We start from the raw sequence: 18,177 nt of genomic DNA, 5'->3' as shown, positions 1-18,177 counted from the left end.
TGCCGCCGCTGCCGCCGTCGCCGCCGGGGCAGCCGCCGGGGCCGGGGCTCAGCGGGCGGCCTGCCAGGCCGTCAGGCCCTCCGGCGTGAGGAAGGCGTCGAAGGCCAGCTCCGAGGCTCCCACGAGGGTCGCGTCCCCGCCCAGCGCGGCCGGGACGACCTGGGGCGGCTCCTCGCGGCGGAAGGCCATGAGACCGTTCTCGTAGGCGGCCGTGAACGCGTCCGTCGCCTGCTCGTGGAGCTGGACGCCCAGGCCGGACAGCGTGACCCGCTGCGGGTCGAGCGCGTTGACGAGGGCCGCGGCGCCGGCCCCGAACGCGCGGGCGACCTCCTGGAGCGCGGCGGCGCAGCGGGGATCGCCCTCGGCGGCGCCGGCGAGGATCCGCAGGGCGTCCGCCCGCCCGCGCGCCGGCTCGACCGAGGCCCCCGTCGCGCGCAGCAGCGCGTTCGCGCCGACCTGGAGCGACCAGCAGCCGACGGCGCCGCAGTCGCACGGCAGGTCCGAGCCGCCCAGCGGCATGTGCCCGAACTCCCCGGTCGTCCCGCGTGCGCCGTGCAGCGGACTGCCGTCGACGAGCAGCGTGCCGCCCAGGTCGAAGTCGACGTGGAAGTGCAGGCCGACGCCGACGCCGCGGAGCGCGCCGCGCCGAGCCTCCGCCAGGCCGGCGAGCGCCGCGTCGTTGCCCAGCGCGACCGGCGTCGCGCCGGCGCGCAGGATCTCCGCCGCCGGGACGTCGTGCCAGGACAGGTGCGGGATGTCCACGACGCGGCCGTCGCGGATGGGGCCGGGCAGCGCGACACCGACGCTGACGACCCGGGGGCCGAGCTCGGTGAGCCACCGGTCGATCGCCGTGGCCAGGTCGCCCAGGACGGCCTCCGGCGGGTTCCCGTGGTGCGGCCGCTCCTCGCGCACCGTCAGGCCGCCGCCGATCTCGGCGGTGGCGGTCGTCCAGGCGTCCTCGCGCAGGTCGACGGCCAGGGCAAGGGGGCCTTCGGGGTGCGGACCGAGGATCGCGGTGGGGCGGCCGCGCGCCCGCTGCGGCGCGGGCCGCTCCTCGGCCAGCCGGGCCTCGGTCAGGTCGGCGACCAGGACGGCGGCCGTTCCGCGAGCCAGGCCGAGATCGCGGGTGAGCTCCGAGCGGGTGGCCCGGCCCGCGCCGTCGTGCGCGGCCCGTAGCAGGCGGACGAGGTTGTGCGGGCGAAGCTCGCCGCTGGTCGTCGCTCCGGTCACCGTACGCACCCGTCGATTGTGTCAGCCCTCCCTCTTCGATTATGTTCTCGGCAAGAGCAAATTAGGAGGGGCTGTGTTCGATTCCGTGGCCAGGCGCGCGCGCGTCGGCGTCTTCGGCTACTTCGGGCTGTGCGGCATGACCATCGGCATCTGGGCCGCGAGCCTGCCCGCCCTCGCCGACCGGCTCGACCTGACCGCCGGGCGGACCGGCACCGCGCTGCTCCTGATCTCCCTCTCCGCGCTCGTCTCGATGCAGGCCGCGGGACGAATGGCGGACCGCTGGTCGAGCCGCCGGCTCACCTGGGTCGCCGGGCCCCTGCACGCCCTGCTCCTGCTCGCACCGGCGCTCGCGGGCTCCTACTCCGCGCTCCTCGTCGGCGCGGTCGTCTTCGGCCTCGGCTTCGGGCTGCTCGAGGTCGGCATGAACGCCCACGCCGTCGAGGTCGAGGTCCGCTACGACCGGCCGATCATGTCGGCGTTCCACGGCCTGTGGAGTCTCGGCGGCGCGGTCGCCGGCCTCGTCACGGCCGCCGCGATGCGCGGCGGCCTCGGCGTCCAGGCCCTCCTCGTCGGCACGGCGTTCACCATGGCGGTGCTCTTCCTCCTCCCGGCTCGTCTCCTCCTCCCGGGCCCCGCGGCGCGGGAGACGGCGGAGGCGTCGCCGGAGGCGGCGGGTACGGGGCGCGGCCGGATCCCGAAGGTGATCGTGCTGCTCGGCGTGGTGATGCTCGCCGGCGCGATCTGCGAGGGCGGCGCGATGGACTGGGCGGCGATGCACGCCCGCCGCGTGCTGCACGTCTCGGCCGACCTGGCGCCGCTGTCCTACACGGTCTACTCGGTGGCGATGACCACCATGCGGTTCCTCGGCGACCGGCTGCGCGGCCGCCTCGGCGGCGGCCGCACCCTGCGCCTGGCGGGCACCGTGGCCGCCACCGGCTACGCGCTCGTGCTGATCGCCCCCTCCGCCGGCGGCGCCGCCCTGGGGTGCGCCTGGGTGGGATGGGTCCTCGTCGGGATCGGCCTGGCGACGGTCGTGCCGGTGGGGTTCAGCTCCGCCGGGGCGGACTCGGCCTCGGCCGGGCGGACGATCGCCCTGCTGACCAGCTTCGGCTACGGCGGGCTGCTGGCCGGCCCGGCCGTCATCGGCCACCTCGCCGAGGCGACCTCGCTGCGGACGGCGCTGGTCCTCCCGGGGGTCCTCGCCGTCTTCGTCGCGGTCGCGGGCCCGCCGGCCATCACGGCCCTCACCGCGCGTCGCGCCCCCGCGCCCGGGACCGCGGCCCTCGAGAAGGCGTCCTGACCGTCGAACCGAGGCCCGCAGCGTGCGACCATCGTGTCGTGAAGATCCTGATTCGAGTGGTCATCACCGCCGTCGCCCTTTGGGCGGCGACTCTGGTGGTCCACGGCATCGACCTCACGGCCGCGACCACACCGCGCAAGATCGGCACGCTCGTCGCCGTCGCGGTGGTCTTCGGCCTCATCAACCAGTTCATCAAGCCGATCGTCAAGACCCTGGGCTGCCTGTTCTACGTCCTGACGCTGGGGCTGTTCGCGCTCGTCGTCAACGGGCTGCTGCTGTGGCTGGCGAGCTGGGCGGCGGGCAGGCTGAATCTGCCGTTCCACGTGTCGGGGTTCTGGGCGGCGTTCTGGGGCGCGATCGTCGTCGGCCTGGTGAGCTGGCTGCTCAACCTCTTCGTGCACGACGACAAGGAGGACTGAGCCCTCAGAGGAGGCCGGCGTCCTTGAGGTGGCTCGTGTCGTTGAACGTGACGAGCCGCAGTTCGTCGTCCTCCCGGGCCCAGACGGTGAGCGAGGCGTTCGCGACGACCGTGCGCTCGACGTCGAGCAGCTCCTCCTCGGAGAGGCGCTCGACGATGTACCGCGTCAGGACGACGATCGCGTCGTGCGCGACGACCAGGACCCGGCCGCCGGGATGCTCCCGGTCCAGGTCGCCGAGGACGCTCCGCAGCCGTAGCGCCACGTCGGCCCAGGACTCGCCGGCGGGCGGCCGGTAGTAGAACTTCCCGAGCCTGCGCTTGCGCTCGGCCTCCTCCGGGTGGCGCGCCTGGACGCCGCGCTGCGTGAGCAGGTAGAACTCGCCGAGCTCGCGGTCACGGAACCGCTCGTCGAGGACGATCGGCGGCGGATCGGCCAACTGCTCCAGGGCGAGGCGCGCGGTGTCCCTCGCCCGCAGGTACGGCGAGCACACCACCGCCGCCGGACGCTCGTCCGGGGGGAGCTCGGCCAGCCGGCGACCGAGCGCGGCCGCCTGCTCCCGCCCGAGCTGCGACAGGGGGACGTCGGCGTCGCGCAGGGTCATGTCGACCGCGTCCAGCCCGCGGGCCGCCGCGTCGTGCGCGGCGACGTTCCCCGTGCTCTCGCCATGCCTGGCCATGCCCAGCCACTCGAGTGACCTCACAGCACCGTGACCTTACCCGGACAACTCACGACGTGGGGCAGGCATCCCCGCATGTGAGGCGGATCAACATCTGCAGGAACACCTGCTGCACCTGCCGCGGGTCGAGGGTCACGAAGGCCTGTCCGCCGGTCGCCGCGGCGATCCGCTGCAGCGGCCCCGGATCGATGTCGGGCCCGAACGCGATGGGCACGATCGCGACGGGGCGCATCGGATCACCGGCCCGGGCGAGCTCCTTCAGGAGGGTCTGCAGCGAGATCGTGCGGCCCGGGTCGTAGTTCATCCCGTCGGTCAGCACGACCACGACGTTGTTGTGGTCGGGCTGGTAGGTCCGGACCGCCTCCTGGTAGGCGGCGAGCACCGAGTCGTACAGGCCGGTGCGGCTGCCCGGCACCGGCGCCGCCGCGGCGAAGGACCGTTCGACCAGGTCGCGCTGCGTACCCGCGCCGATCTTGTCGCTGAGCGTACGGAACGGCACGATCTGGCGGTAGTCGCGGACGCCGTCCAGCGCGGTAGAGAACTCCCAGAGCGCCACCTGCGAGTTGTCGCTGAGGATCTTCATTCCGCCGACGGCGACCTTCGCGGTGGCCTGCATGCGCGTGTCCCGCGTCCGGGGGACCGGGTCGCTCATGGACGGTGAGACGTCGAGGAGGATCAGCATGCGCGCGCCGAGCACCGTACGCTGCCACATCTGCAGGACCCGGCCGGCGTTCACGGGGTCGGGGGCCGGGAGCCGGTCCGGGACGCGGGCCATGACGCCGTACCGCTCGTCGAAGTCCGTCCCGGCCACGCCGTCGGGAGTGCGCAGCCCGAGCCCCTGCAGCGCGACGCGGGTCTGGGACTGGGCGAGCGTGGCCTGGAAGTCCTCCACCGTCCCGGAGCGCCCGCGGTCGGTCGTGGTGGACACGTACGGGAAGTCGAGCGCGAGGGTGGGGCCGTTCGGGTACAGGGCGGTGACGGGCGGGGCGTCGCCGGCGTGCGCGTGCCGCCAGACCGACTGTTCGGACAGGACCACCGCGGTCGGCGGCCGGGCGGCCTGATCCTTGGCGATCTGGGCGTACGCGGCCCGCTCGTCGGTGAGCGCGCCGCCGAGGTCGGAGTAGAGCGTGACGGCGAAGGAGGACAGCCCGCTCCGGCCGGGGCCGGCGGCGTGCTGGGCGAGCAGCAGCGCGCCCAGGCCGGCGGCGTCCCCGGCGGGGTCGAGGAACCGGATCCGGAGGGCGGGCGGCGGGCCGCCGGTGCCGGGCAGCCGGGTGGACAGCAGGAGCCGCCAGGACGCGGTGCTCGGCGCGTGCCCGCGCGGGACCGCGAGGACCAGGGGTGACATCGCGACCGACGCGCCGGACGCCCGTACGGCGGCGGCGCCCGCGCCGGTGCGGCGGGCGATCGGCAGCCAGAGGGACGAGTCGGGGACCCACGCGTCGGGGCGGGCCACGCCCGGGTCGGAACCCTGCCCGGACAGGGCGGCCGCGACGTCGGAGGGCCGCTGGCGGCTCACGGTGACGCGGCACCCGCCCGCGGACTCGTACCGGCGCGCGGCCTGCTCGATCGCCGGGGCGATCGACGGCGCGACCGCGACGGTGATCGCCCGGCCGGCGCATCGGCTCGGACCGGAGCCGAGCGCGCACGCGGCGAGGGCCGGCAGCAGGACCAGCAGCGTGCCCAGGGCGTGTCCCAGTGCCTTCGTCCCGGTGGCGCGGCGAGAATAAGGCATCGGCGGTGTCCGTCCGCTCATTTGACGGCTTCCCGTCACCCGTCGGGAAAATTATCCAGTTAGCACCGGCGAATAACGCCTACTTCCGGGCATTCCGCCTGGGGGCGGTCGACGGGTCGCATCCCTTGCGCCACCGGCGTCCCGGACGTCGCACGATGACGCGCCAAACCCGCGGCTGCGACCGTTTCCGGACATAAACAAATAGGGTGACTGTCGCGCGTTTTAACGGCTGACTAGACTCTTCGCCGTGGGACGTCATGTCTCGCCGCAGCGCAGGCGGTCGCTCCGCGGGGTGACGATCGTCGCCCTCATCGGGATCGTCGTGCTGGCCGGCGTGCTGGCCTTCGCCGGCTACTCCATCTGGGCGCGGGTCCGTGAGCCGGCGCCGACGCGGCGGCCGGCCGCGGCCGCCCCCACCGCGACCCTGACGCTCACCGTCACCGGCCCGCAGTGCCAGGTCTTCGTCGGCGTCCCCGGCGGCGACATCCTGGTCGACCGCACCCTCGTGCGCGGGCAGACCCTCCGGTTCGGCGACGCCCGTCTCAACGTCGTGCTGAGCGACGCCGGGGCGGTCCAGGTGTCCGTGAACGGCGTCCGGCGTCCGGCGGGCGAACCGGGCCGGCGCGCCGCGTTCACCGCCGTCCGCCGCTGACGGCCGCGCCCCGCCCGGGGCGTGTCCGACGAATTCCGCCGTCCGGCCGCGCGTCGCTCTCCGAACGCGATTCGTCGCACACGCCCCGGGCCGCGGCCTTCGCGACGGGCGCGGGCGGTCAGGTCCGCGACGAGCGGCGCCTGCGGGTGAGTTCGGCGCCGCCGACCGCCGCGACGACGAGGACGGCGCCCAGGCCGACCCACAACCAGCTCGCGCCGGAGGTGCTCGCGGACTTCCGCGCGGCCGGGGTGCTCGACGCCGTGACCGCCGCCGGGGCCGCGCCGTCGTCCGTCGACCCGGACGGCGCGGGCGTCGGCCCGGCCGAAGCGGGCGCCGACGACGCCCCGCCCACGACCGTGAACTTGTAGTCGCCCGTCACCGGGTGTCCGTCCTCGGAGACCACCCGCCAGCCGACCGTGTAGACGCCGGGGGGCAGGACGCCGGCGACCTGCTCGGTCACCGTGGCGCCCGCCGCGTGCGCCTTGCCGGACTCGTGGTGGCCGCCCTTGGCGTCGAGCACGACGACGCCGGGGAACCGCACCGGCTCGGCGTAGGTCAGCTTGATCTGGGCGGGCGACGACACCTTGGCGCCCTTGGCGGGCTGGGCGGCGACGAGCGTGGTGTGGGCGGACGCGGGGGGCGCTGTGAGGAGGCAACCGACGGTGATGGCGGCCATCGCCGCCGCGAGTCGCGTGACGGTCCTCCGCCCGGCCCGGGCCGGTCGGGGGAGTCGCGGGGGGTACATGGGATTTCTCCGTTCGTGAAGCTCGCTGTGCGTGCGGATGACCGGATCGGCCGGACCCGGTGGGGCAAGGCGTACGGACGAGGCGTTCAGTGAAACGCCGGGAACGGAGCGGGCGGCCCGCGCCGGGTGAGGACGTGCCGCAGGGTACGTTCCGGCGGGCGGCCGGGCGGGCCGGCGAACACGTGCCGCCGGTACGGCGCCGGCGGGGGAGCGGACGTCGAAAGGAGCGCTCGCAGCGGCCGGACGGCGGCGGCCGCGGCCCTCCCGGCGAGCCGCCAGACGGCGCGTTCGCCGCGCCGGAGCCACCAGGCCGAGACGACGGCCGCGGTCACGTGCGCGAGCGTCATCGCACCATGGCCGTGAGAGCCCACGGCCGTGGGGTGGTGGGCCAGGTGCTGGCCGTGCTGCGCCGCGGCGAACAGCACGTGCAGCATGAACTGCCCGCCGAGCAGCCCGGCCAGGATCGTGCCCAGGGACCGCTCGACGCCCGCGAGGGCGACGCCGACGACGGCCAGCCCGACGAGCCCCGCGCCGACCGCGGCGGGCGGAACGGGCTCGTGTGAGCTCACGGAATGTCCGGCCACGGCAAGAGCCGTGCACACGGCCGCGAAGATCAGCGCGCGGGGCAGGCGGAACACCGGATCGCTGGGCATGACCCCTCCATCCTCGCATCGCCGTGCTCCGGGAGCCGCTTCGGCGAGGCTATTGACGTTGGGGATCATCCGTATCTAATTTTCATACGTCCGAATCCGCCCGTTGATTCTTTACAAACCTCCGAAACGCGGCAGGAGAGTCCATGTCCTCGCTCGTCCGCCGGTCCGTCCGTACGCGTCCCCGGGCCGTCACCGGGCTCGCCCTCTTCCTCGCCGCGCTGGTCGTCGGCCCGCCGGCGCACGCGGCCGGCGTCAAAGGCGCGTCGCTTCGCGTGATGACCTACAACCTGCAGGCCGGCGCGGGCGTCGACCACGTGTTCGACCTCGAGCGCCAGGCCCGCGCGATCGAGGCCCAGCATCCCGACGTCGTCGGGCTGGAGGAGGTCGACGTCAACTGGGGCACGCGCAGCGACTACGTCGACGAGGCGTCGTGGCTGGCGCGGCGGCTGCACATGCGGGTGTTCTTCGCCCCGATCTACACGCTTCCGCCGGACCGGGCCGGCGCGCCCGACCGGGAGTTCGGTGTCGCGGTGCTGTCCCGGTTCCCGATCATCCAGGCGGAGAACCATGAGATCACGCGGCTGTCCACGCAGGTGCCGAACCCCGTGCCCGCCCCGGCCCCCGGCTTCCCCGAGGTGCTGATCAAGGCGCGCGGCACGCGGATCTGGGTGTACGACACCCACCTCGACTACCGCTCCGATCCCTCCGTACGCCGGGCGCAGGTCGCCGACATGGCGGCCATCATGGACCGACGACACGGTCCTAAGCTGCTGCTTGGGGACTTCAACGCCGAGCCGGACGCGCCCGAGCTCGCGCCGCTCTGGACGCGGCTGAGCGACGCGCTGACGGTCGCCGGGCAGCGTACGACGCCCACGTTCCCGGCCGACGTGCCGGTGACGCGCATCGACTACATCACCTTCACTCCCGGCCCGCGCGTCACCCGCGCGTTCGTGCCGGACACGCTCGCCTCCGACCACCGGCCCGTCGTGGCCGACCTGAAGGGGATCCGCTGATGACGACACGACGTGGAGTGCTCCGTGGCATCGCCGCCGGCGGCGCGGCCGTCCCGTTCGCCGCGCTCGGCGCACCGGCCGCCCAGGCCGACCAGGCCGCCCAGGCCGCTCAGGCCGACCAGGCCGCGTCCGGGAACGGCGGGGTCCGTACGGGCTTCGAGGTGCTGCGCGCCGGGGGCTACCGGGAACTGCGCGGCCAGAAGGTCGGGATGGTGGCCAACCCGACGGCGGTGATCCGTGACCTGAGCCACGAGGTGGACGTCATGCACGCGTCCTCCGGTGTGGACCTGGCCGCGGTGTTCGGCCCGGAGCACGGGTTCCGGGGCTCGGCGCAGGCCGGCGGCTCGGAGGGGTCCTACAAGGACCCGCGCACCGGGATCGCCGTCTACGACGCCTACGCCAAGACCCCGCAGCAGATCGCCGACTACTTCACCAAGTCCGGCATCGACACCGTGGTCTTCGACATCCAGGACGTCGGCGCGCGCTTCTACACCTACGTCTGGACGATGTTCGACTGCATGCGGGCGGCGATCCAGGCGGGCAAGCGCTTCGTCGTCCTCGACCGGCCGAACCCGCTCGGCGGCGTGGAGGCGACCGGGCCCGTGCTCCACCCGGAGTACGCCTCGGGCGTGGGCCGTGAGCCGATCGCCCAGCAGCACGCCATGACCGTCGGCGAGCTCGCCCGCCTGTTCGACGGGGAGTTCCTGGAGGGCAAGGCGAAGCCGCAGGTCATCCAGATGCGCGGCTGGCGGCGCGGCATGACCTGGGAGGAGACGGGCCTGCCCTGGGTGCTGCCCTCGCCGAACATGCCGACGATCAATACGGCGGTGGCCTATCCGGGCATGGGTCTGTTCGAGGCGGTGAACCTCTCGGAGGGGCGTGGCACGACCGTGCCGTTCGAGATGGTCGGCGCGCCGTACGTCGACTGGCACTGGGCCGACGACCTGAACGGCCTGGGCCTGCCCGGAGTGCGGTTCCGCGAGGCGTACTTCGCGCCCACGTTCAACAAGTGGGTGAACCAGAACTGCGGGGGCGTGCAGCTGTTCGTCACCGACCGCCGGCGCTTCGACCCGATCCGCACCGCGCTCGCCATGATCATCAGCGCCCGCCGGCTCTACCCGAAGGACTTCGCCTGGCGGGAGAGCAAGTCGCCGTACTGGATCGACCTCCTCACCGGATCCGACCAGGTCCGCACCGCGATCGACGGCGGCGCGAACGTCGACCAGGTCGTCGCGGGCTGGCAGGCCGACCTGGCGCGCTTCCGCGCGCAGCGCAAGCGCTACCTGCTGTACCGCTGAGTCCTCCCCACCCTCCGCTTCACCGCTGGATCCTCCCCACCCTCCGCACCCCCAGGAGAGACGATGCGCCGTGCCCTGCCGATCCTCCTCGCCGTCGCGGGCCTGTGCGCGCCGGCCGCGGTCGCCCAGGCCGCCCCGCCACCGGCCCCGCCGGTGAAGGGACTGTCGGCCCCCGCGCGTACGACCACCGCCGGTCCGCCGACCGTCACCGCCGCCGACCTGCGGTTCACCCCCGGCCGCGTGCTCCGGGACGGCACCCCGCAGCAGGCGGGGCTGTCGCCCGACGCGGTCGCGGCGATCGGCAAGGACGCCGCGAGCTACATGAACTCCGCGCCGACGCCGTACTACCCGGGCGCCGTCGTGCTCGCCGCCCGGAACGGCGTGGTCGCGGCGCAGGACGCGATGGGCTACGCGCTGCGGTACGCCGACGACAAGCCCACCGAGCTGCCGCGGGACCAGTGGATCCCGATGCGCAAGGACACGATCTTCGACCTGGCGTCCATGTCGAAGCTGTTCACGACCGTCGCGGCGATCCAGCAGATCGAGCGGGGCCGCATCGACCTGAACGCCACCGTCGCGTCGTACCTGCCCGGCTTCGGGCAGAACGGCAAGGACACGATCACCATCCGGGAGCTGCTCACCCACACGAGCGGCCTGCGGCCGGACCTGCCCTTCTACAACTATTCCGGCCGTGCCGCGCAGGAGGCGGCGCTGTTCGCGGACACCCCGCAGGCCACGCCCGGCACCGCGTACATCTACTCCGACCTCAACATGATCACGATGCAGTTCGTGCTGGAGAAGGTGACCGGCAAGACCCTCGACGTGCTCGTACGGGACGGCATCACCCGGCCGCTCGGCATGCGCGACACCGGCTACAACCCGCCGGCGTCGGAGAAGCCGCGGATCGCCGCGACGGAGTACGAGCACAAGCCGTACGCCGCCCTGGACCGCGGACTCGTCTGGGGCCAGGTCCACGACGAGAACTCCTACGCCCTCGGCGGCGTCGCCGGCCACGCCGGGGTGTTCTCCACCGCCCACGACATTGGGATCTTCGCCCAGATGATCCTGGACGGCGGGCGGTACGGTCACGCGCGGGTCCTGGACGAGGACTCTGTCCGGCTGCTGTTCACCGACTTCAACACGGCGTTCCCCGGCAACGCGCACGGGCTCGGCTTCGAGATCGGGCTGCGCTGGTACGAGGACGCGATGACCTCGCCGGTCACGATCGGGCACACCGGCTACACCGGCACCAGCATCGTGATCGACCCGATCTCCCGGTCGTTCGTGATCCTGCTGACCAACCGGGTCCACCCGACCCGCAACGGGCCCAGCATCAACCCGGCGCGCCGCGCCGTGGCGCGCGACCTGGGCCGCGCCGTCCCCGTACGACCGGCCGAGGGACGGGACGCGTGGTTCTCCCAGATGGCGGACGGCAAGACCGCGACGCTGACCGCGCCGATCGCGGGGGCTGCCAAGCTCTCCTTCGACCTCTGGTACGACACCGAGGAGACCGACCTCGGCGTGCTGGAGACCTCCTCGGACGGTAAGACCTGGACGCCAGCCCCGCTGTCCCTGCGGTCCGGGCGCAACGCGTGGACGGTGAACGGGGCGTTCTCCGGCTTCGCCGGGCGACGCTGGGCCAAGGCCACCGCGACGCTCCCGGCCGGTACCACCTCGGTCCGCTGGCGCTACACCTCCGACCCGGCGTACCAGGGCCGCGGCGTCTACGTCGACGGCGTACGGGCCTGGGACGCCGACGGCCACGTCGTGTTCAACGGCGAGCGCCCCGCCGACGCCGCCCGCTTCCAGCCGGCGGGCTGGGTGCTGAGCTCCAATTGACAAGCAGTGCCGAGGATCGTGGTGGCGTCAGCGACGACGATCCTCGGCGCTGACGCCCGCGCAGCCCGCGCCGTCCGGGCAGGCACCCGGGCGACGTGTCAGGCTTGGCCGGTGTGGCGCTGTGCCGTCCACGCTGTGACGACCCCTGCCATGACCAGAGCGCCACCGATGAGGCTCCCGGATGTCAGGTGTTCGCCGAGAAGTGCCAGGCTCCCCGTGACACCGACCAGGGGCTCCAGGAAGAGCAGGAGTCCCGCTTGGGTGCTGCCGATGCGGGCGACGGACAGGTTCCACATGAGCATGCCCGCCACGCTGGTGCCGAGGGCCAGGAAGATCAGCTCGATCCAGGCATCGGAGGGAAGAGCGGCCAGGGAGCGCGGGGTGACGGTGCCGGCGAGCGTCAGGTACGGGACGGCGCCGATCGTCGTGGAGATGGCGGTGGCGGTGCGGGGGCCGTGAAGGGTGCTCAGCGGACGCAGGACGATTGTGCAGGCGCCGAACAGCAGCGTCCCGAGTAGGACGAGTCCGAGTCCTTCGAGGGGCCGGGCGCCGGAGCCGCTGAGTACGGCCTCCGGGCCGGCGATGACGGCGACTCCGCCCAGGGCGACAGCGGATCCGATCCAGGCCCGGCGGGAAGTGCGCCGACCGAGGAACACGCGTGCCAGGGCAAGGATCCATATCGGTTCAGTGGCCAAGACCAGGGCTGCCGTCGAGGCGGGAAGCCACTGGACACCGAGGGCCACGGGCAGGTTGTATCCGACCATTCCGAGCAGGCCGGCCGCGATCGCGCGGAGAGCGCCGGCCCGGTCCAGGCGCCGCAGCCCGCTCACGCACCAGGGTAGGCACGCAAGCCCGGCCATCATCGCGCGCAGGACCGTCAGGGGTAGCGGCGCCAACTGGGCGACCGCCGCTCGGGTTGCCACGGGAGCGAGCCCCCACATGAATACCGCGGCCATGCCGCTGAGCGTCGCGATGATGACCGGTCGTGCGGCACCGGCGGCAGGCACAGCCTCGGCGGTGTTCACCGCGTCCGTGGTCGGGGACAGATTCATGCATCCACGGTGCTGTAATGGCCTTGTGCAGTTCAACACTTACACCGCGGCGGGGGCTCTCGTCGCGGCGGAACTCGTCAACGAACCGTCGGCTTCGGCGGCGTGGCTGTCCATCCTGCTGGAGCGCTATAAGGTCCACCGGCCGAGCATGGATCAGGCCGCGGCGGCCGAACTACACCGCTGGGCGGACGGACTGCGGCTGGCCTTCGAGACGACTGGGACCGAGCAGGCCGCCGCGGTCGACGCGCTCTTCGTCGCCGCCGACTGCCGCCCTCGGCTGGTCACCCACGACGGGCTGCCCTATCACCTGCACTACGCGCCCCTCGACGCGAACGTGACCACTCGGGTCAAGGCCCTCACGACGGCCGGACTGGCTCAGCTGATCGCCGACGGCGCCGCTGGACGGCTCGGCAGCTGCAGGCGCGAGGGATGCGCCGTCGTCTTCGTGGACACCTCGCGCAACGGCCGGCGCACGTTCTGCAGTGTGCGATGCGCGAACGCGGTCAACGTCCAACGTCACCGGGCGCGGCGACGCTATGGCGAGGCCCACCGGTAGATGACATGTGAGCCAGTCGTCACCCGAGGTGGCTTCACCGTCTGGCACACCGATCTGCTGCCGCCGCCTCCCAACTCCGTTCGTCCCTGACAGGCCGCTCACGGTCACTGCCCCGACCGGCCCGGGAAGCGTTCGGGACCAAGCCCGCCGGTTGATCGGGGCCCGATTCGATGTTCGCCGAGCGTTCCGGAAAGTTGCCCCTGAGATGGTCTGACTGGTTATGGTGGGGGTTGAGGGGAGTACTTCCCAGCGCCCACCCGGTCAGGACGGACCTCCCATGAGGTCCCCGGGCGGCGGTCCGCCGCGCGACGGCGGGTGAAGGAGACCTCGGCCGTATCGACGTGCCGGGAGTTCCCCATGTCGCAGTCCGTCGCATCGCCGCTGTTGTGGGCGATCACCATCGCCGGGGTCATCGCGTTGTTCGCGGTCGACCTGATCATGACCCGCCGCCCGCATACTCCTTCACTCCGTGAGTCGCTGGCGTGGTCGTGCTTCTACATCGCGCTGCCCTTCCTGTTCGGCGTCTTCGCCTGGAAGTGGTTCGGGGCGCCGACCGGGACGGAGTACTTCACCGGCTACCTGGTCGAGAAGTCGCTGTCCGTGGACAACCTGTTCGTGTTCATGCTGCTCCTCGCCGCCTTCGCGGTGCCGACGGTGCTGACCCAGCGCGTCCTGCTCTACGGCATCGCGGGCGCCCTCGTGCTGCGTGCGATCTTCATCGCGATCGGGGCGGCGGCGCTGCAGGCGGTCGACTGGGCGTTCCTGCTGTTCGGCGCGGTGCTGCTGGTCACCGCCGGGAAGATCCTCAAGGACGCGGTCAAGGGCACGGACCACGGCGTCGAGGTGTCCTCGCTGCGCTCGGTTCGCCTCCTGCGCCGCCTGATGCCGGTGACCGACGACTATCAGGGGCCCCGGATGTTCGCGCGGCAGGGCGGCCGGCGGGCGCTGACCCCGTTCGCGCTCGTGGTGGTGGCGGTGTTCGCCGCCGACGTGGTGTTCGCCGTCGACTCCATCCCCGCCGTCTACGGCATCACGCAGGACCCGTACCTCGTCTTCACGGCGAACGCCTTCTCCCTGTTCGGGCTGCGGGCGCTGTACTTCGTCCTGCAGAGCACGCTGAGCAAGCTCGTCCACCTGGGCTACGGGCTCGCCGTCATCCTGGCGTTCATCGGCGTCAAGCTCGTGCTGCACTGGGCGCACGGCCCGTGGCCGCGGGTCCCGGAGGTCCCCACGCCGCTGTCCCTCGCCGTCATCGTCGGAACGCTGCTGACGGTGACCGCGACGAGCCTGTACGCCCGGCGGCGCGCCCCGGCCCGGCTGCGGGCCGCCGAGGACTGATCATCGTAAAGAATCGTTAAAAACGGCCAGGGATTGGTATCACGACGAGCATGCGCAGCAAAGCCGACCTGACCGCCGCCATCAGGGGCGGCGGCCCGGCCGTCCTCGTCATCAACGCCCGGGCCCGCACCGGGGCGGCGCTGTTCGAGCACGCCCCCCGGCGGCTGGCCGAGCAGGGCATCGCCGTCGCGCGGGTGATCAACGTACGGCGGCCAGAGCGCCTGGCGCGGGCCCTGGACGAGGCGATCGCCGAAGGGCCGGATCTGCTCATCGCCGCCGGCGGCGACGGCACGCTGAGCACCGCGGGCAAGCGCGTCGCAGGTCTCGACCTGGCGCTCGGCGTGTTGCCCGTCGGCACCACCAACAACTTCGCCCGCAGCATCGGCTGGTCCGGTGACCTCGACGGCGCGCTCGCGACGCTCGGATCCGGCAAGGTCGCCGACGTCGACCTCGGCCAGGCCGGCCCGGACGCCTTCACGAACATGGTCAGCCTGGGCGTGTCCGTGCAGGTCGCGGGCCGGGTGCCGCACCGCCTCAAGCGGCACCTCGGCCGCAGCGCGTACCCGCTGACCGCGCTGGCCGCACTCCGCGGCCACCGGCCCTTCCAGGCCCGCATCACCACCGGCGACACGAAGCTGGAGTTCGAGACGCATCAGCTCAACATCGCGAACGGCGCGTTCCACGGCGGTCGCCGCATCGCCCGTGACGCCGACATCGACGACCGGCTGCTGCTGGCCTATCGCTTCGGCGCGGGCAGCCGCCTGCACCTGGTCGGCTCCGCGGTCCGGCACGCCCTCGCCGGGTCGTACCTCAGCGTGGACGACGAGCCGTTTCTCACCACCGGCGACCTGCATCTGGAGACCGACCCCGCCCTGCCGCTCGACGTGGACGGCGAGATCCGCGGCCGTACCCCGGTCCGCATCCACGTCCGCCCCAACGCCCTCCGCGTCATGGTCCCCCAGGACTTCACCGACCGCTGACCCACAGCGGCCACGGGGGCTCGCGGGTGATCGATCGTCGGCATTCGCCTCGGCGGCTCCCGGGACCCGCGCGGCGCGAAGCGGCGCGCGCCGGCCGGGGCTCATGGCCGCGGGTCGATCGGCGTGAGCCCTCCGAGGCGGTCCTCGATCTGCTGGGCGGCGGCCAGGCACAGGTCCTCGCGGAACGCCCGGCCGACGATCTGCACGCCCGCCGGGAGCCCGTCGGCCACTCCGGTCGGTACGGCCACCCCGGGTACGCCCACGAAACTGGTCACCGTGCACAGACGCATGCCCGCCCCGACCCGATCGCGTCCCGCCCGGTCGCGTGACTCCAGCCCCGGCTCGACGGGCGGCTCGGTGAACACCGGCCCGACCAGCAGCGGGTACTCCTGGAGGAACTCGAACCAGGACCGGCGGATGTTCAGCCATGAACCCATCAGCTTCACCAACTCCGCGGCACTCGCGGGCGGAGTCCGCTCCATCGCCATCTCGATGTAGCGGTCTCCTCCTTCGCCGAGCAGGGTCCGCACCACCGGCCAGGTGGGGGCGAACTCGGTCACGGTGATCCGGCCGTACGCCTCGAGCGCCTCGTCCAGTCGCGGTACATCCGCCACCTCCCGCACGTCGTATCCGGCGTCCCGCAGCGCGTCGGCGGCGGCTGCGATGGCCCCGCGGACCGTGGGGTGCGCGCCGTGCCCGCCGGGATCGGCGACGACCGCGACCTTGATCGGCGCCTGAAGGGGCTCACCGCGGAGAGGGGCGGGCACGGCTCGGGGGTCCCGCGGATCGGTCCCGGCCAGGACCTCGTACGCCAGCCGCAGGTCGGTGATCCTGCGGGCGAGGGGCCCGTCGGTGACCAGCATCTGGGAGGCCGGTCCGGGGTCGTCCGGGCCGATGACGCGATGGTCGGCCGGGAACCGCCCGGTGGTCGGCTTCAGCGCCGCCACGCCGCAGAAGGAGGCCGGAATCCGCACCGATCCACCGGAGTCGTTGCCGAGGCCGAGGGCGGCCATCCCGGTGGCGACGGCCACCCCGTCGCCACCGCTCGAGCCTCCCGGGGTGCGGCTCGGGTCCCACGGGTTGACGGTGTCGCCGAACAGCTCGCTGCGGGTGTGCATCCCCGCGAGGATCATGGTGGGTACGTTGCTGTGCCCGATCGGGATGGCTCCGGCCGCGCGCAGCCGCGCCACGGGAGGCGCGTCGGCGGGTGCGATCAGATCCCGGAAACGCGGCGTGCCGAACGTGGTCGGCACGCCCTCGATGGCGGTGGTCTCCTTCACCGTGAACGGCACGCCCGCCAGGGGGCCCGGCTCTTCGCCCGCGGCGCGCCGCCGGTCGATCCTCGCCGCGGCCTCCCGGGCACGCTCGGCCAGAAGCTGCGTCACCGCGTTGACGCGCGGGTTGATCTCGGCGATGCGCGCCAGGTGACCGTCGATCAGTTCGACCGCCGACACGTCCCCGTCGCGAACCGCCGCCGCCTGTTCGGCGGCTGTCATCTTCCATACGGCGTCCTGCACGGCTCTTCCGTTCCTCTCCACGTTCCGATGCGCTCGCATCGGAACTGTAGCCTGGAACCGATACGGTCGCATCGGAAAGGGAAGGCCGGGATGCCCAGGCAGGTGGATCACGAGAGCCGGCGACGTCGCATCGCCGAGGCCGTCTGCGGCCTCGCGGACGAACGCGGACTGGAGGGTGTGACCCTGCGCGACGTCGCCGACCGGGCGCAGGTCTCCATGGGCGCCGTTCAGCGCTGCTTCCGCAGCAAGGAGGAGATGCTCCGGTTCGCGGTCGGCCACATCGGCGAGCGGATCACCGAACGCGTGCGGACACGGCTGAACGCCAGTCCGGCGCAGTCGGCCGCGACCGCTCTCGGGTACGCGGCGACCGAGATCGCACTACTGCACCGGGACCACCGCGCCGAGGCGCGGGTGTGGCTGGCGTTCGTCGCCCAGGCCGCCGTGAGCGCACCGCTCGCGACCACTCTGCGGACCGGTTACGCGGCCCTTCAGGATCTGTTCGCCCGCCTCATCGCGGAGGCCGCCGAGAGCGACCCGCCCGGCGACGGCGGCAGTGCGCCGGTCGACCCGCACCGCGAGGCCCGCGCCCTGCTCGCCCTCGCGGACGGCCTCACCACCCACGTGCTGATCGGTCACCTTACCGCCGAGAACGCCGCCGACGTCCTGGACGCCCACCTGACAAGCCTCTGGGAACGCCTGGGGGAAGGCTCGCGTGAAGCGGATGGCGGGTGATGGGGCTCACCGGCGTGCCGAGGTCTGGGCCCCGCGGTGATCCCTGGCGGTCACTGCGTCAAGAGCGCAGTGACCGCCAGGGATCTCGTTGGTGGTCGGCTCAGCGGCCGTTCAGGCCCTTGTCGAGGCCGGCGCGGCGCAACGCGTCGGCCATCGCGCCGCCTCCACCGCCTCCACCGCCTCCACCGCCTCCACCGCCGCCGGAGCCGCCGCGGTCGCGGCGCTGCCGACCGCCCGTGCGGTCGCCGCCGTCGCGGCGGCCGCCCTGCCGGTTTCCGCCCTCCCGGCGGCCGGGGGCCCCCCGCGGGGGGGGGGGGGGGGGGGGGCCGCGGGGGGGGGGGGGGCGGCGGCGGGGGGGGGGGCGGGGGGGGGGCGGCGGCCGCACGGGCCGCGGGGGGAAACACCCGATAGCACGACGGGCGCCGGCCCCGCAACCCGGCCG

17 protein-coding genes are annotated in these 18,177 nt (G+C 73.3%); 10 read left to right on the top strand and 7 right to left on the bottom strand.

What is annotated here, in order from left to right; genetic code table 11:
- Positions 1-48: 48 nt before the first annotated feature.
- Positions 49-1,239, bottom strand: a complete 1,191-nt coding sequence (locus tag AB0K82_RS34215; RefSeq protein ID WP_364405025.1) for an ROK family protein — start codon at positions 1,237-1,239, stop codon at positions 49-51.
- Between the two features lie 64 nt (positions 1,240-1,303).
- Between AB0K82_RS34215 and AB0K82_RS34210 the strand changes: the two genes are divergently transcribed.
- Positions 1,304-2,530: an MFS transporter gene (locus AB0K82_RS34210; protein WP_364405023.1), complete on the top strand. Its 1,227-nt coding sequence runs from the start codon at positions 1,304-1,306 to the stop codon at positions 2,528-2,530.
- 38 nt (positions 2,531-2,568) lie between these two features.
- Complete coding sequence (locus AB0K82_RS34205; protein ID WP_364405021.1) at positions 2,569-2,949, top strand: phage holin family protein; 381 nt, start codon at positions 2,569-2,571, stop codon at positions 2,947-2,949.
- Positions 2,950-2,953: 4 nt separating this feature from the next.
- Here AB0K82_RS34205 and AB0K82_RS34200 read toward each other — a convergent pair whose 3' ends face one another.
- Both AB0K82_RS34200 and AB0K82_RS34195 read right to left on the bottom strand, forming a co-directional pair.
- Complete coding sequence (locus AB0K82_RS34200) at positions 2,954-3,649, bottom strand: histidine phosphatase family protein (RefSeq protein WP_364405019.1); 696 nt, start codon at positions 3,647-3,649, stop codon at positions 2,954-2,956.
- 25 nt (positions 3,650-3,674) lie between these two features.
- A complete protein-coding gene (locus AB0K82_RS34195) occupies positions 3,675-5,360 on the bottom strand; it encodes a substrate-binding domain-containing protein (RefSeq protein WP_364405017.1) in 1,686 nt (561 codons plus the stop codon).
- 247 nt (positions 5,361-5,607) lie between these two features.
- Here AB0K82_RS34195 and AB0K82_RS34190 point away from each other — a divergent pair, with 247 nt between their 5' ends.
- Positions 5,608-6,012 carry a hypothetical protein gene (locus AB0K82_RS34190; RefSeq protein WP_364405015.1) on the top strand — a complete coding sequence of 135 codons (405 nt, stop codon included), beginning with the start codon at positions 5,608-5,610 and terminating at the stop codon, positions 6,010-6,012.
- Between the two features lie 118 nt (positions 6,013-6,130).
- Here the strand turns inward: AB0K82_RS34190 and AB0K82_RS34185 are convergent, their stop codons facing one another.
- Together AB0K82_RS34185 and AB0K82_RS34180 are read right to left on the bottom strand one after the other, a co-directional pair.
- A complete protein-coding gene (locus tag AB0K82_RS34185) occupies positions 6,131-6,757 on the bottom strand; it encodes a copper resistance protein CopC (RefSeq protein WP_364405013.1) in 627 nt (208 codons plus the stop codon).
- A gap of 86 nt (positions 6,758-6,843) precedes the next feature.
- Positions 6,844-7,410 (bottom strand): hypothetical protein, encoded by a 567-nt coding sequence (locus AB0K82_RS34180; protein WP_364405011.1) that lies wholly within the window; start codon positions 7,408-7,410, stop codon positions 6,844-6,846.
- A 143-nt stretch (positions 7,411-7,553) separates the two neighbouring features.
- On the opposite strand from AB0K82_RS34180, the gene AB0K82_RS34175 reads away from it, so the two are divergent.
- From AB0K82_RS34175 to AB0K82_RS34165, 3 genes are all read left to right on the top strand, one after another.
- Positions 7,554-8,423 carry an endonuclease/exonuclease/phosphatase family protein gene (locus AB0K82_RS34175; RefSeq protein WP_364405009.1) on the top strand — a complete coding sequence of 290 codons (870 nt, stop codon included), beginning with the start codon at positions 7,554-7,556 and terminating at the stop codon, positions 8,421-8,423.
- Entirely contained in the window at positions 8,423-9,721 is a 1,299-nt protein-coding gene (locus AB0K82_RS34170; RefSeq protein WP_364405007.1) for a DUF1343 domain-containing protein, read from the top strand. The genes AB0K82_RS34175 and AB0K82_RS34170 overlap by 1 nt, the downstream gene beginning before the upstream one ends.
- Before the next feature lie 63 nt (positions 9,722-9,784).
- A complete protein-coding gene (locus AB0K82_RS34165; RefSeq protein ID WP_364405005.1) occupies positions 9,785-11,560 on the top strand; it encodes a serine hydrolase in 1,776 nt (591 codons plus the stop codon).
- Between the two features lie 98 nt (positions 11,561-11,658).
- On the opposite strand, the gene AB0K82_RS34160 is transcribed toward AB0K82_RS34165, so the two are convergent.
- A complete protein-coding gene (locus tag AB0K82_RS34160; protein ID WP_364405004.1) occupies positions 11,659-12,612 on the bottom strand; it encodes a DMT family transporter in 954 nt (317 codons plus the stop codon).
- A gap of 25 nt (positions 12,613-12,637) precedes the next feature.
- Here AB0K82_RS34160 and AB0K82_RS34155 point away from each other — a divergent pair, with 25 nt between their 5' ends.
- The 3 genes from AB0K82_RS34155 to AB0K82_RS34145 all read left to right on the top strand — a co-directional run bounded on the left by AB0K82_RS34155 (position 12,638) and on the right by AB0K82_RS34145 (position 15,486).
- On the top strand, positions 12,638-13,168 hold the full coding sequence (locus tag AB0K82_RS34155) for a CGNR zinc finger domain-containing protein (protein WP_364405002.1): 531 nt from the start codon (positions 12,638-12,640) through the stop codon (positions 13,166-13,168).
- A gap of 357 nt (positions 13,169-13,525) precedes the next feature.
- Complete coding sequence (locus tag AB0K82_RS34150) at positions 13,526-14,506, top strand: TerC/Alx family metal homeostasis membrane protein (RefSeq protein WP_364405000.1); 981 nt, start codon at positions 13,526-13,528, stop codon at positions 14,504-14,506.
- Positions 14,507-14,556: 50 nt separating this feature from the next.
- Entirely contained in the window at positions 14,557-15,486 is a 930-nt protein-coding gene (locus tag AB0K82_RS34145; RefSeq protein WP_364404998.1) for a YegS/Rv2252/BmrU family lipid kinase, read from the top strand.
- Positions 15,487-15,587: 101 nt separating this feature from the next.
- Here AB0K82_RS34145 and AB0K82_RS34140 read toward each other — a convergent pair whose 3' ends face one another.
- Positions 15,588-17,003 (bottom strand): amidase, encoded by a 1,416-nt coding sequence (locus AB0K82_RS34140; protein ID WP_364404996.1) that lies wholly within the window; start codon positions 17,001-17,003, stop codon positions 15,588-15,590.
- Positions 17,004-17,093: 90 nt separating this feature from the next.
- Between AB0K82_RS34140 and AB0K82_RS34135 the strand changes: the two genes are divergently transcribed.
- Positions 17,094-17,735, top strand: a complete 642-nt coding sequence (locus AB0K82_RS34135) for a TetR family transcriptional regulator C-terminal domain-containing protein (protein ID WP_364404994.1) — start codon at positions 17,094-17,096, stop codon at positions 17,733-17,735.
- The last annotated feature ends 442 nt before the right edge of the window (positions 17,736-18,177 follow it).

The sequence above is a fragment of the Actinoallomurus sp. NPDC052274 genome, from assembly GCF_040679475.1.
GTDB lineage: Bacteria > Actinomycetota > Actinomycetes > Streptosporangiales > Streptosporangiaceae > Actinoallomurus > Actinoallomurus liliacearum.
This window is presented reverse-complemented; position numbering and strand designations above follow the sequence as displayed.

Bases quoted from the DNA above. Each gene is read 5' to 3' on its own strand.
- AB0K82_RS34185 (WP_364405013.1), bottom strand. From the start codon at position 6,757: ATGTACCCCCCGCGACTCCCCCGACCGGCCCGGGCCGGGCGGAGGACC.
- AB0K82_RS34135 (WP_364404994.1), top strand. From the start codon at position 17,094: ATGCCCAGGCAGGTGGATCACGAGAGCCGGCGACGTCGCATCGCCGAG.
- AB0K82_RS34145 (WP_364404998.1), top strand. From the start codon at position 14,557: ATGCGCAGCAAAGCCGACCTGACCGCCGCCATCAGGGGCGGCGGCCCG.
- AB0K82_RS34170 (WP_364405007.1), top strand. From the start codon at position 8,423: ATGACGACACGACGTGGAGTGCTCCGTGGCATCGCCGCCGGCGGCGCG.
- AB0K82_RS34165 (WP_364405005.1), top strand. From the start codon at position 9,785: ATGCGCCGTGCCCTGCCGATCCTCCTCGCCGTCGCGGGCCTGTGCGCG.
- AB0K82_RS34180 (WP_364405011.1), bottom strand. From the start codon at position 7,410: ATGCCCAGCGATCCGGTGTTCCGCCTGCCCCGCGCGCTGATCTTCGCG.
- AB0K82_RS34160 (WP_364405004.1), bottom strand. From the start codon at position 12,612: ATGAATCTGTCCCCGACCACGGACGCGGTGAACACCGCCGAGGCTGTG.
- AB0K82_RS34175 (WP_364405009.1), top strand. From the start codon at position 7,554: ATGTCCTCGCTCGTCCGCCGGTCCGTCCGTACGCGTCCCCGGGCCGTC.
- AB0K82_RS34150 (WP_364405000.1), top strand. From the start codon at position 13,526: ATGTCGCAGTCCGTCGCATCGCCGCTGTTGTGGGCGATCACCATCGCC.
- AB0K82_RS34195 (WP_364405017.1), bottom strand. From the start codon at position 5,360: ATGCCTTATTCTCGCCGCGCCACCGGGACGAAGGCACTGGGACACGCC.